Here is a 13,149-nt window from a genome sequence, read left to right as displayed (position 1 = left end):
AAAGAGGGAGAGAAAAGAACATGATAGACATGAAAGAACTTCTGGCATTCGCCGTAGAACAGAATGCATCCGATATCCATATTGCGGTAGGTATCCCGCCGAAACTTCGTATCAACGGTCGGTTGACAGAGGTAGAACTTCCGGCAATGACACCGGCAGATGCAGCAGAAGCAATTGGTTCGACGATGCATGATCGTCATAAGCAGATCTTAAAGGAACGAGGAGAGGTCGATTTTTCCTTCGCATCTCCAGAAACTGGTCGATTCCGTGTAAACGTATTTATGGATCGTGGAAATATGGCGGCTGCTTACAGAAAGGTCGATACCATTATTCCTAGACCGGATCAGTTAGGAATTCCAGAAGCAGTTGTACAGTTGTATAAGAAGAAAAGAGGCTTGGTGCTTGTAACAGGACCAACCGGTTCCGGTAAGTCGACAACACTTGCTTCTATTATCAATAAAGCAAATGAAAACCTGACCGATCACATCATTACACTGGAAGATCCAATCGAGTATATCCACAAACATAAAAAATCAGTTGTAAACCAGCGAGAAGTTGGTATGGATACACTCTCTTATGCAAATGCACTTCGTGCAGCCCTCCGTGAGGATCCGGATATCATCCTCGTAGGAGAGATGCGTGACCTGGAGACAATCTCTACAGCGATTACGGCTGCTGAGACTGGACACCTGGTATTCTCCACACTGCATACAATTGGTGCGGCATCTACGATCGACCGTATCATCGACGTGTTCCCAACACATCAGCAGCAGCAGACACGTATCCAGTTAGCGATGATTCTGGAAGGGGTTATCTCACAGGCACTGATTCCGACAGCAGATGGGCATGGACGAGTGGCAGCGTTCGAGGTTATGCTTGCCAGCCCGGCAATCCGAAGCTTGATTCGTGAGCAGAAGAACCATCAGATCCAGTCTACGATTCAGACAAGCCGTGCACAGGGTATGATTACACTGGATGATTATATCTTGGATTTGTATAAGAGTGGAACGATCACCAGAGATATGGCACTTGTGTATGCACAGGATCAGGTTGCAATGAAGAAACAGATGTAACATTTGTGCAAGTTTCACAAAATTAAATTATTTTATTGAACTTTATTGCAAAAAACTATCAAATAGAGTAGTATCAGTATATAAATTGTTCATAAAATGTTCATTTTTTAGAAAAATAAGAGGTCGGAGGAGTTAAAATGGCACAATACAATTACAAAGCCATGGACAAAAACGGCAAGGCGAAAAAAGGCTCGATAGAGGCGATTAACCTTGACAAGGCAAAAGAAAAGCTGAAGTCCGAAGGACTGATTGTCCAGGATATAAAAGAACAGGGCGCCGGAAAAAAGGGAGGCGGCAAGAAAGTCAAAGACAAAGATTTGGCAGTGTTCTGTAAGCAGTTCTCGGCAGTTCTGAATGCAGGTGTTACGATTATCAGTGCGTTGGAAATGATGTCAGAACAGCTGGAAAACAAAACTTTGAAACGCGCATTACAGGAAGCTCAGTCGTATGTGCAAAAGGGTGGTACACTGGCGGATGCATTCAAATTGAATCCAAAGGTATTCCCACCGATTATGATCAACATGACAGCGGCTGGTGAGATGTCCGGTAATCTGGAAATCTGTTTTGATCGTCTGACAACACACTTTGAGACAGCAAATGCACTGCATTCAAAGGTGAAAGGTGCAGTTACATATCCAATCGTTATCTTGATTGTCGTTGTAGCGGTTGTAGCAGTGTTACTGGTTGGCGTTATCCCACAGTTTTCACAGATGTTTGACGATTTGGGATCAGAACTTCCGGCGGCTACACAGATGCTTGTAAACTTAAGTAACTTCTTGCAGCATAAGTGGTATATCTTGGTGATTATTGTTGCAGCGATCGTATTTGGCTTGAAAGCATTTGGCAAGACAGAACCTGGATCATTGATGTATGCAAAGATTGGCATTAAATTCCCATTGTTTGGTAATCTGACGATTAAGTCAGCCGCAGCAACATTCTCTCGTACGATGGCAACTTTGATGGCTTCTGGTATCAGTTTGATCGATGCAGTGGAGCAGGTCGCAAAGATGATCAATAACCGGATCATTCGGGAAGCACTTTTGGATGCGAAGACACAGATTGCAAAAGGTGTTCCGCTTTCCAAACCACTTCGCGATTGTGGAATCTTCCCACCGATGCTTCCTCAGATGACAAAGATTGGTGAGGAAACTGGTAATATCGAAGATATGATGGACAAGGTTGCAGATTACTACGAGATGGAAGTAAATGATGCAACAGATGCACTTACAGCAGCAATGGAACCACTCATCATCGTAATCATGGGTGTTGTTGTCGGTGGTATTGTAATGGCTATCTACAGTCCAATGCTCAGCATGTACGACGCAGTTGATAGTTATTAAAGTGAAATTGGATACAAACCGTTGGGCGAGGACTTCGGTTTTATCATAGAAAAAACTATATAAAGAAAAGGAGAGTAAATTTATGAAGAAAACAAACAACAAAGGTTTCTCACTCGTAGAGTTGATTATCGTTATTGCTATCATGGCAATCCTTGCTGGTGCAATCGCTCCTGCATTGATTCGTTACATTGATAAGTCAAGAAAGTCTAACGATGTTAGCTCATGTAAGACAATTAAGACAGCAGTTGAGACTGCACTTGGTAATGAGGATGTATATGCATTCTTGACAAACTGCGGTGATGATGATGCTAATTTTACACTCATCACATTTAATCCAGGAGAATCTACATCAACAGCAACAATGTCTAACGATGCAATGACAATTTCAGGTTGTACAGAGCCTACTACAGGTGTTAGCGTTGCAGATGTTGGAACTTTGGCATTGACAGAAATTGGTACAAACATTGGCGAGAAGATTCCAAAGCTTAAGTACACAAAGGCTAACAAAGATGATAGCGCAGCAGCATGTACAGTTAAGCCGGAGAAGTTCTATGCAGCAATCACTGCAAAGGGTACAGTATATGTAATGATCGGTTCCGATACAGCTCCTTCAGCTACACCATCTGGAGCAAAGGTTGCTGAGTATGATTCTGCATACATCATCAGCCCAGAGTGCTGTGCAGCATATCAGTAAAATATGTGATTAAATCACAAAAACAGATTCCACTCGAATGATCGGGTGGAATCTGTTAAAAATGAGACGGAAAGGTTAGGACGATGTTAGTAACAATAGTATTTAGCATTTTTTTTGCGTTATATGGAATTGTAATCGGTAGTTTTGTCAATGTTTTAATTTTAAGACTTCCGATAAAAGAAAGCATAACCTTAAAACGGTCTCATTGTATGACATGTGGGCATACCTTATCCTGGTATGAACTCATACCTTTATTTAGTTATTTATTTTTAGGTGGAAAGTGCAGGCATTGTAAGGCACATATTTCAGTACAGTACCCGATTGTGGAGGCTGCAAATGGAATCATATATGTGGTTGTCTTCCTCGCAAAAGGAATCACATTGGAAACGTTCCTTTATTGCCTGTGTGCTTCTGCCTTACTAGCGTTAAGCGTCATAGATTGGCGTACACAGGAAATCCCCTTGGGATTCAATATTTTTATACTAATTTTGGGACTGGTTAGACTCTTTACAGATATAAGTAATTGGAGTCAGTATGTAATCGGTTTGTTTGCTGTCAGCGTTTTTTTACTTCTCATTAATCTTGTTACAAAGGGGAGAGGCATAGGACACGGTGACATAAAGCTTATGGCGGCAACCGGCTTACTGATGGGCTGGAAACTAATTACGGTAGCATTTATCATGGCGTGTATCATCGGAACGGTGGTACATCTCATACGAATGGCTGTTAAGAAAGCTGGCAGAAAGCTGGCTTTTGGCCCATATTTATCTATGGGTATATTTATAGCAATGATATGGGGTGAACAGCTCGTGAGCTGGTACCTATAAGTATATGGACGAAAGTCCTACATATAAAATCACTGATTAGCGAGGGAGGCTATAACGAATGGCAAAAAGCAATAAAGTGTTATCGATTGATATCACAAACGAAAGTATTACAATTATTGAGCTGACTGCTTCAGCAAAAAAGCAGACGATGATTCATAATATCATCATTTTTGAAACACCAGAAGATTCCTATGAAGATGGTGTATTAAAGGAGCCAGAGAAGATTGCAGAGGCAATTACACAGCAGTTGATGGCTCGCGGTATTAATAATAAGAATGCGATCTTCGTTCTTTCATCGACAAAGATTGTAAACAGAGAGGTTATGATACCGTTTGTTCCAGAGAAAAAGATCAGAGGAATTATCAATTCAAACTCATCCGAGTATTTCCCTGTAAATATAGAAGATTATGTTGTTTCTCATTCTGTGCTTGAGACTGTAACAGATGAAGAGAATAACAAGCAGCTTCGCGTACTGGCAGTCGCAGCACCGGAGCATATGGTAAAGTCTTATTATGACTTAGGTCAGATGGCTGGATTGAATGTTGTTGCACTGGATTATATCGGTAATGCAATGCTCCAGCTTATTAAAACACAGACAAATCAGAACACAACAACCATGGTTATCCAGTTAGGTAGCGAGAGTACAGTATTGAATATTGTACAGGGCGATAACCTGCTGTTACAGAGAACGGTTCCATATGGTACAAACTCTGTTGTAAATGTAGTCATGGATGACAAGGGCGTTGATGCAACAACCGCTATGACATTGCTCCAGAACGATCGTTTGATCACTGTAGATTTTGATGATAACGAAGTAACTGGTGCATTCCGTTATTTGATTAACAACATTGGACGTGTTATGGACTTCTATGCATCAAAGAACCCGGACAAGCCAATTGAGGATGTATTCCTGACTGGCGATGGTGCGTTGATTCGCGGTATTGACGGACTCTTTAAGGTACAGTTGAATGTCAGCACACGAATTATGGATACATTGTACAATATCAAGTTTGATCCAAGTATCGACTTGAAAGTATACAATCCAGTATATCTTGTTACTCCAATCGGAGCAGCGTTTGCTCCAATGGGATTTGAACTTGCAGATGTAGCAGCATCCGCAACAAAGGCAGAGGGAAGTCTGGCTCCATTTATTGCATTGATCGCAGTTGCTGCAATTGGTGCAGCTGGCATGGCGTTCTATTCTATTAATAAGAAGAATACTGTGACTGAAAAACGAGATCAGTTAGAGTCAGATATTGCAAGAATCAGTGATATTGAAGATATTATCGATGCATATGATGCAGCTGAAGCAAAGTATACAGACATGGAGTCTATGTACTATACAACATACCAGTTGAACGAAAATGCAAGACAGTTTATCTCAGAATTAGAGAGTAAGATTCCTACAAGTATAGTCGTATCATCATTCTCATCTGATAACAACGGTGTATCAATGCCATGTGTATCAACAAGCTATGATGCAATTGCAGATTTTATTATGCAGCTGAAGACAATTGATTGTGTAGACAATGCGTATGTAGCAAGCATTTCAAAGAAGGATACAGATGGAGAAATCACATATGAATTTACTGTCACAGTCAACTATGTACCGATGATGGAAAACCCTGAAGCTTCAACTGATGATGCCGGGGATACTGAAACGACAGAAGCAGAAGCTGAGTAAGGGAGGGAGCAGAGTATGAAATTAAGCAAAAGTAATATTAAAATTATTTTATTTATCGTGGCAGTTGCAATTTTAGGCCTTACATATCTGTATGTATTTAAGGATAATATGAGCACTGCAGATTCAATTCAGTCAGAGGTAGACACATTACAGGCTCGCTATGATGAATTAAATGCAAAACAGAAAGATCGTGACATGTATGAGGAAAAGACTGCTGAATATGAAAAGCTTTTTGCTGACAGACTGGCATATTTCCCTGCAACATTGGATCAGGAAATTTCTGTTATGTTCATCAAAGGTGTTGAAAAGGATGAGGGGAATTTACAGTTTGGTGTAAACTCTGTTGGCCTTGGACAGCCTGAGACATTCTACAGTTTAAGTGCAGCAGCAAGTGCGTCTAATGATACAAGCGATACAGAAGAAGCAACAGATGAAGATACAACGACTGTTGCATCTGGTGATTATCAGTGTATGTCAGCAGCATTTCCTATTACATATACAGGATCATATGAAGGCTTGAAGGATTTCATTGATTATATTATGGGATATAAGTATAGAATGAATATTTCTTCTTTCAACATTGCATATAATTCACAGGATGATGTATATTCAGGAAGCATTTCTTTGAATGCATATTGCATAACAGGTGGTGGACGTGAAGCAGATAGTGTGGATGTAGATGTACCAGAAGGTGTATCGAATATCTTCCTTGGAGGTCCTGGTGCAGCATCTGTACAGACTTCCAGCCATGATGCAGGTCAGGGTGAAGATATCGCGAGTGATCATGATATCCTGATTGGTTTGAACAATGCAAATGGAGACAGCTCAGATGGTATTATTGTAAGTGCAGGAAGCAACAAGGTAAGCTCAACAGCAAACGATGTAGAGAAGGTTACACTTACAATTACAGATGAGGATGGTAAGAAAATGGTCGAGGTTGCAATGGGCAGCGATTCTTACTCATTTGAGCTGACAGATAAGGATTTAACAATTTATGTTGAGTCATCTGCTCGTGTAGATAATGATGACAAGAATGGAATTACATTGAGTGTAAGCAACTCAACAGATGTTCCGGTTTATGTGAAGGTTGCAGACGATGACAAGAGCGCTCCTAGATTTGCCTTAGGCAGCAAGACAGGTACTGTTAAGGTATACTAAGAGAGGGTGAGGATTTATGGCAAAAACAAATAATAAAGGTTTCACTTTGATTGAAATCGTCATAGCTGTTGCCATATTGTCAGTCCTTTTAACTCCGATTTTAAAACAATTTGCCAATACCCTGGAGACAAGCCGGAAGGCAAAAGCTCTCCAGGAGGTAAATGAGATGGCTGGTAGTGAGATGGAGGAATTCCAGACGGTTTCAAAAGAAGACTTGAATGATCGATATGGAGATCCTACGATACATGCAGATCTTTCAGTTACCATGTATGATACATCGGCAAATGAAATCGCAACGGATCTTACATATTCTGCATATGAATATCAGTTACCGGAAAGCGAGATTGGAGCTAAGAGAGATAAGTATTCAAATGTTGTAGTACTCGATGACTTGTCAAATAAAGTACGTGCGTATGGTGGAGAGAGTGCACCAAAACATTATAAAGTTGCATATAATCTGACAAGCACAGAATTGGCAGCCTTTGGCGAAGGGTTTGAACTCACCAATGAAGGTTCGATTGTAAAGTATAATGATGAAGGTTATGTATCAGCAGTTGTATGTACAGATACCAATTCCGATGGATCGGCAGTAAGTTATGTACAAAATCCGAATGATGTAAATCTGGGTAATATGCATGATCTTGATAAGAATACGGTTGCGCTTATATTGGGCGGTACATCCAGCTTTGACTCAGAAGCATTTTCGGCTTTGTTCTCCAAAGCAATGGATCATCTTCGTGAATTGGATTATGAATCATGGCAGCAGGCATTGCTGAATGTTGATAATGAGTCAATATTGTCGCAGGATAGTATGAACAATTCAAAGAGATTAATCAAGATATATACGGATAAGGCAACAGATGCTTCAACAGGAAAAGATTACTATATTGTAAAAGCGGATGTATATTATGATTATACATATAGCTTGATTGTTGATGGTGCTGCGACGAGTTCCTATCATGATATGGTAAGTTATACAGTTTTCAGTCAGAAATTCTATACAAAGCAGGCACCGGAAATTTATTTTGAATACCAGCCGTATTGTATTTCTGGCGCAAATACTGAGAATGCGGTATATCAGAGTGATGATTATATCTTATTTGATAACAATGTAGATGAGAGCAAACTGTATCTCTATAAACCGTATAAGGATCAGCAGAATGCCAAGGCAAGCTTGGATGATTATTATACGATAGATTCAGATGGAGATGGAGTTCCTGATAAGAAAGCAGAATATTATACATACTATACTGATTCAACACAGACAAGAAAAGTTACGATACATCTTGCAAGTAAGAATAACAATACATCTGTAGAACTTGATAGCACTGGTAAGGCAACAAATCCAGATGGCTACAAACGTATATACATCTTTACAAATCTTGATACAAATGGTTATTATGATGGAGATAATGATTCTCAGTTCCAGTCAGATGCATTTTCAGGAGTGTTTGATTATGTAAAGGGAGAGAAAGAATCAAGAAGTTCCGTAGAAAATGAAGTGGATGCGGTTTATCTCAAATATGCATTGGGTAATTCTTATGTTACAAATACAGTATCTTCCGATGGAACAACAACGACTGGAGATATGAAGGTTCTGTATATGCTTAGCGAAGATACACGAGAATCAGAAAGATTATACACAGTTACAGTAAAATTAACACCGGACAAGGAGAGTTTGAATACAGTTCGGTTATCTGGAGCAAAGGGGGCTAATTAGTTGAAAAAATTCAAAAAACTGTTGAAAAAACTAAAAAGTAATGCCGGCTCCAGTATTGTAATGGTAGTCGTTTCTGTTGCGTTTATTGGAATTATTGTTGGAGCGTTGTTAGCAGCTGCAGTTCAGTCTTATCGGTTAAAACTACAGGAGCTGAATGACCGGGATAATTTCTATTATGTTGAGCAGGCGTTAAATGAAATTTATGCAGGTGTGGGTTCACAGACAGTGGAAGACTTGCAGGATGCATATGTTTATACGGTAGAGAATATGGTTGAGTATGATCTGATTAAGGGACGTTATGTGACGAAAACACAGGACGAGGCTCAGGAGATGTTCTCAAAAGAGTTCTACCGTCAGCTGCAGAATAATCCATTCTTTAAAGTAAGCTTGGATGATTTGGCAGTAAAGTTGACATCTTATATCACAAATGATTCGGTAAAATTGGATGCGAGCCGGATACAGGTTGTAGATTATGAAGATGAAAACAATAATAAGGTTGGTAAGATCATTAAGAATCTGAAGTTAAGCCGTACGCAGGAATACAATCGTTCATCTGCAAATGGTGTGTTTACACAGAGCATCACAACAGATATCGTAATTGGCAATCCTGATTTTGCAGTATTGTTCGATTCTATGAATGATACAGATCCTAACATTTTCAAGTATGCTTTAGTAGCGGATATGGGTGTTGAGGTTGATCAGCCAACAGTTCCGCTTACCATTGCTGGTAATGTATATGCTGCTTCTGATTATTATAATAAGCAGTATAACGAAAGCACATGGGATGAAGATGTAAGTGATGATAGTAAAAAGCTTACCACATCCGACACTTATGAGATTGAACAGGAAGATGGAGAAAATGTTAATATTGCAGAATTATATCAGCATGGCAGTGTAACATCAAAGAGTGCCAAGGGAGAGAAAACTTCAAGTACATATACCTATTATAATAATTATGCAACACAGAACAATCAAACGGAGGTTGCAGGAAGAAACGATTATTATGATGGTGCAACAATTAAGAGTAAATACTCAGGATTCTATGTAAATGGTTCTCAGGTATCTATTATGGCAGATACGGTTATTGTACCAGGTACAATGGCAGTTATGGATAAGGGATCTCTTTCTGTCTATGGTAAGAATGGAAGCCAGACAGCAGAATCTGAGGTATGGACAGACAATATTGTATTAGATGGTTATAGTACAGTTAAGGATAATACAGCAAAAGATGGTACTGTCACAACAACATACAAAGGCGCAGAGGCAATTATGAAAGCAAATATGTATGTAAAAGATGACACGGAAGTAAATGCTGCAGGATCTTCTTTCCAGTTAACTGGTAGCTATTTTGGCTATGGAGACAGCACAGAGAAAGATGATCGTAAGTTTACACCAGTTGTGGATGCCGCAAACTTCCAGATTGAAGTTACAGATGCAGCAGGTAATAAGAAAACAGAAAATCGCGGGCATTATAACAGTAGTGCTATTATCGTAAATGGTGAGCAGTCAACATTGAATCTGGCACAGGCAAAAACATTGTTCTTAGCAGGACGTACATACATTGAGCTTTCAAAGGATGTAAACAGCGTAGATGGAACGACAAGAGAAGATGATGCAGTTGTAAACACAGTGAAGGATACATATGCATATCATCCAACGGATTATAATCCGGAAATGCCAGATGCATTGCGGACAGATGATAATAAGACTACAACCATCCGCGATTATAAGATGGGTGAGAGTATTTCATTAAAGAGTAACCAGGAAGCTTATATTCCAGTAACCTATAATGGAATCCCTAAGCTTGCTAAGAATGACAAAGGGGAGTCGCTTGGATATTATCTTGCAGAACTTCCACCAGCATTAAAGGGCAGTGATTTGTTTGAAAAGTATTTCCCATCTTATCAGTTTGATGGTAAGGTACCATGTGTATTGCAGGAAATATCTGGTAAGAAGTATTATTATTATGATTTCCAGACTGCATACACTCAGACGGAACTGCTGTATCGTGCTAGAGTAATGGCAGGACAGATGACAAATGCAGAGTATAGTGCATGGTTAGATGAATTCCCGTCTGCACAGTATTTTGCTGCAGGCTTTATTGAAGATTATGATGCTGAATTGGAAATGCATAGAAAATATGTAGCAGCAACAAATAAGACCGGGCTTACAGATAGTGTAATTGCAGAATATTTGGTAGATATTGGCGATTATGAGGATTTTGATGCTGGAAATATTGTTCTTCCGGATGCAGATCTTGATCCAAATGTAAGTATTTATTCCAGCGGTGCAATTACAACGAAGAAAGATACAACATTTAGTATTGTCAGAGCAGACAATACAGATGCACTTACAAAGCTTTTGACTTCTGATAGTCTGAAGGACATGAATGAGGGAAATAGCTGGCTTGGTTCAGTAGATGCAAACGGAAAGGAATCAAAGTATACAGATGCATATCAGCTTTCCAATGATTTGGAAATGGAATATGACTATATGAAGTGGAATCTGGGACATTATAGTCAGGATCCTACATTAGATTCGGTTACACTTGCAAACAATGCAGTAGAGAAGCAGTATATTAAGGCGGTTGTCAATGATGAAGATCTTGGCGATGGAAGTATCACACCAATTAATAAGTTCCTGGATATGTCGAAGATAACAGAGAGCACAAACATTACACCTAATATTTCTGGTACAGATTCGGGCGCAAATGTTATGGATCTTGCATCTGGGTACTCTGTATGGATAAGTAATTCAGATGTAGTTGTCAAGGCAAAGAAGGAAGATAAAGGTGAGGTACGAGGCGTTGTAATCACAAAGGGAGATGTATACTTTGATACATCGGCTGAGAATGGTGTCACAGATTTTGAAGGTGTGATTATTGCTGGTGGTAAAGTATATGTTGCAGGAAATGTAAAAACAATTGCTTCTTCCGCTGAGATTTGTAGAGCAGTATTGCGTGAATGCTTACTGACTGGAGATGATAATTCAAAATTGATATTGAGTCTGTTCCGTGGATATGAGCCAAAGGAAGAGGATGCATCTTCCACAGACGCCTCCGAAGCAAAATCAATTGATATGATTGATTATACAGATGTTGTAAGCTTCGCAAACTGGATGAAGAATGTGGAATAGAGAGGTGGCCTATGGAGAAGAGAAGATTTATGAAGGATAACAAAGGCTACACACTCATTGAGATGATTATCGTTATAGCGATTATTGCAATAATGACTGGCGCGGCTATGGTAACAATCACGATTTTGCATAATGCAAAAGCCAAGGAAGCTTCTATTACATTGGAAACAGCATTGTCTGAAACACAGAAAAATGCCAAAGGGAAAATGTGTGTGGTAGCGGATACACAGCAGCCAGATTACAAATTTGCATTAGCTGTCTATAAAAGTGGTAGTAAGTATTATGTAAAGAAGGGTTATTATATAGGAAATGGTAATGATATGTCGCTGAATTCCAGTTATGTATTTGATGATTCAGAGAATGCAAACAGTGGAAAGGGCGAGAGCTTTTCGGCATATGTAAAGGTGAAGTACAAAGATTCATCTGGTACGGAACAGGATATTACCGGAATTGATGAAAAGCCTGTATATATAATTTATGACCGTCAAGGCATGTGTATATATGGTGATGGTCAGTATGAGTTTTATCGTAACAGCAAAGACTCATTGTTAAATACCGTGGTTTTGAATAAAAATGGAAGCCATACATTACATTAAGGAGGGGCGTGAAGATGAATAAAGATAATAAAAACAGCGGCTTCTCCTTGGTGGAATTAATTATAGCTATAGCAGTGCTTGCGTTCTTGATGTTAGCAGTTTCTTCCTTTATGGGATCGAGCGTATCACAAACAAGGAAAGAACAGGTGGATGTTAAGTTACAAACACAGGCTCAGGAAACATATAGCTTAATTACAGACACTATCATGCAGGCAAATGATATTGTGATGGTTGGATATACAGCATCAGAACAGTTGAATTTTGCAACGGTAGGAGAAGAGACAAGTGCAACAATGGCGAAGAAGTTCTATGTGAAAGATGAGGCAACAGCAAAAGCACTTGTAAAAGATCCATCTTTATATGGAATTACTGATTCAGTTTCAAAGGCAGATGTAATATGTTTTAAGGATATTGATGTAGACGATCCAATATATATATCATATCTGCGAATTGAAAGTTCTGTTCCGTTGGATATGAATCTGGTACCGGGTGGAAACCCAAGCATTTTGTCTGAACAGGTAATAACTAATTCATTGACAGGGGAAGCAACAAAGGTACAGTGCACAGAACAAAATTCCAAAATTGTATACAGCATAAATGACACATTAGTTTCTACCTTTTACTTCGAAAACAATAACATGTATTATGGCAGAAAATATGCATACATGACAATGTCAGATGATGAGGTGGATATGTCAGATTCAAATTCAAAGTTTGTACATCTGTATAATCCATATTTGTCATATGTTGAAGCAAAGCTAGGAGCGATAGGCGTTGGTGTTGCGGGATGTACAGCAAACATTGATGCAAAAAACAATTCAGTTAAGCTGGATATATACTATAATCAGTCTAATATGACGTATACAACGAATGGAAGAGTGAATCCAAGAAATTCGTATGTATTAGTACCAAAAAAGTAGGG

General features: G+C 39.3%; 10 protein-coding genes. All 10 read left to right on the top strand.

Going from position 1 to position 13,149, the window contains the following annotated elements:
* Positions 1-20: 20 nt before the first annotated feature.
* The 10 genes from H9Q76_RS08640 (at position 21) to H9Q76_RS08595 (ending at position 13,147) form a co-directional block, all read left to right on the top strand.
* Entirely contained in the window at positions 21-1,073 is a 1,053-nt protein-coding gene (locus tag H9Q76_RS08640; RefSeq protein WP_021985208.1) for a type IV pilus twitching motility protein PilT, read from the top strand.
* Between the two features lie 137 nt (positions 1,074-1,210).
* Positions 1,211-2,413 carry a type II secretion system F family protein gene (locus H9Q76_RS08635; RefSeq protein WP_021985207.1) on the top strand — a complete coding sequence of 401 codons (1,203 nt, stop codon included), beginning with the start codon at positions 1,211-1,213 and terminating at the stop codon, positions 2,411-2,413.
* An 82-nt stretch (positions 2,414-2,495) separates the two neighbouring features.
* The gene (locus H9Q76_RS08630; protein ID WP_118544847.1) at positions 2,496-3,107 is read left to right on the top strand and encodes a type II secretion system protein; all 612 of its coding nucleotides are present in this window, start codon (positions 2,496-2,498) and stop codon (positions 3,105-3,107) included.
* Between the two features lie 83 nt (positions 3,108-3,190).
* Entirely contained in the window at positions 3,191-3,934 is a 744-nt protein-coding gene (locus tag H9Q76_RS08625) for a prepilin peptidase (protein WP_021985205.1), read from the top strand.
* Between the two features lie 58 nt (positions 3,935-3,992).
* The gene (gene pilM, locus H9Q76_RS08620) at positions 3,993-5,618 is read left to right on the top strand and encodes a type IV pilus assembly protein PilM (protein WP_118544848.1); all 1,626 of its coding nucleotides are present in this window, start codon (positions 3,993-3,995) and stop codon (positions 5,616-5,618) included.
* 15 nt (positions 5,619-5,633) lie between these two features.
* Positions 5,634-6,776 (top strand): hypothetical protein, encoded by a 1,143-nt coding sequence (locus H9Q76_RS08615; RefSeq protein ID WP_249320945.1) that lies wholly within the window; start codon positions 5,634-5,636, stop codon positions 6,774-6,776.
* A 16-nt stretch (positions 6,777-6,792) separates the two neighbouring features.
* Positions 6,793-8,496, top strand: coding sequence for a type II secretion system protein (locus tag H9Q76_RS08610; RefSeq protein WP_249320944.1), 1,704 nt, complete (start codon positions 6,793-6,795; stop codon positions 8,494-8,496).
* The gene (locus H9Q76_RS08605) at positions 8,497-11,631 is read left to right on the top strand and encodes a hypothetical protein (RefSeq protein ID WP_227573266.1); all 3,135 of its coding nucleotides are present in this window, start codon (positions 8,497-8,499) and stop codon (positions 11,629-11,631) included.
* Between the two features lie 11 nt (positions 11,632-11,642).
* Positions 11,643-12,227 carry a prepilin-type N-terminal cleavage/methylation domain-containing protein gene (locus tag H9Q76_RS08600; RefSeq protein ID WP_021985200.1) on the top strand — a complete coding sequence of 195 codons (585 nt, stop codon included), beginning with the start codon at positions 11,643-11,645 and terminating at the stop codon, positions 12,225-12,227.
* A 14-nt stretch (positions 12,228-12,241) separates the two neighbouring features.
* Positions 12,242-13,147 carry a PulJ/GspJ family protein gene (locus H9Q76_RS08595; protein WP_021985199.1) on the top strand — a complete coding sequence of 302 codons (906 nt, stop codon included), beginning with the start codon at positions 12,242-12,244 and terminating at the stop codon, positions 13,145-13,147.
* Positions 13,148-13,149 lie beyond the last annotated feature (2 nt).

Source organism: Wujia chipingensis (assembly GCF_014337155.1).
GTDB lineage: Bacteria > Bacillota > Clostridia > Lachnospirales > Lachnospiraceae > Coprococcus_C > Coprococcus_C hominis.
Note: the sequence above shows the minus strand (reverse complement) of the source record. Positions and strands in the feature narration are given on the sequence as shown.

Bases quoted from the DNA above. Each gene is read 5' to 3' on its own strand.
- H9Q76_RS08625 (WP_021985205.1), top strand. From the start codon at position 3,191: ATGTTAGTAACAATAGTATTTAGCATTTTTTTTGCGTTATATGGAATT.
- H9Q76_RS08615 (WP_249320945.1), top strand. From the start codon at position 5,634: ATGAAATTAAGCAAAAGTAATATTAAAATTATTTTATTTATCGTGGCA.
- H9Q76_RS08630 (WP_118544847.1), top strand. From the start codon at position 2,496: ATGAAGAAAACAAACAACAAAGGTTTCTCACTCGTAGAGTTGATTATC.
- H9Q76_RS08610 (WP_249320944.1), top strand. From the start codon at position 6,793: ATGGCAAAAACAAATAATAAAGGTTTCACTTTGATTGAAATCGTCATA.
- H9Q76_RS08635 (WP_021985207.1), top strand. From the start codon at position 1,211: ATGGCACAATACAATTACAAAGCCATGGACAAAAACGGCAAGGCGAAA.
- H9Q76_RS08600 (WP_021985200.1), top strand. From the start codon at position 11,643: ATGGAGAAGAGAAGATTTATGAAGGATAACAAAGGCTACACACTCATT.
- H9Q76_RS08640 (WP_021985208.1), top strand. From the start codon at position 21: ATGATAGACATGAAAGAACTTCTGGCATTCGCCGTAGAACAGAATGCA.
- H9Q76_RS08595 (WP_021985199.1), top strand. From the start codon at position 12,242: ATGAATAAAGATAATAAAAACAGCGGCTTCTCCTTGGTGGAATTAATT.
- pilM (WP_118544848.1), top strand. From the start codon at position 3,993: ATGGCAAAAAGCAATAAAGTGTTATCGATTGATATCACAAACGAAAGT.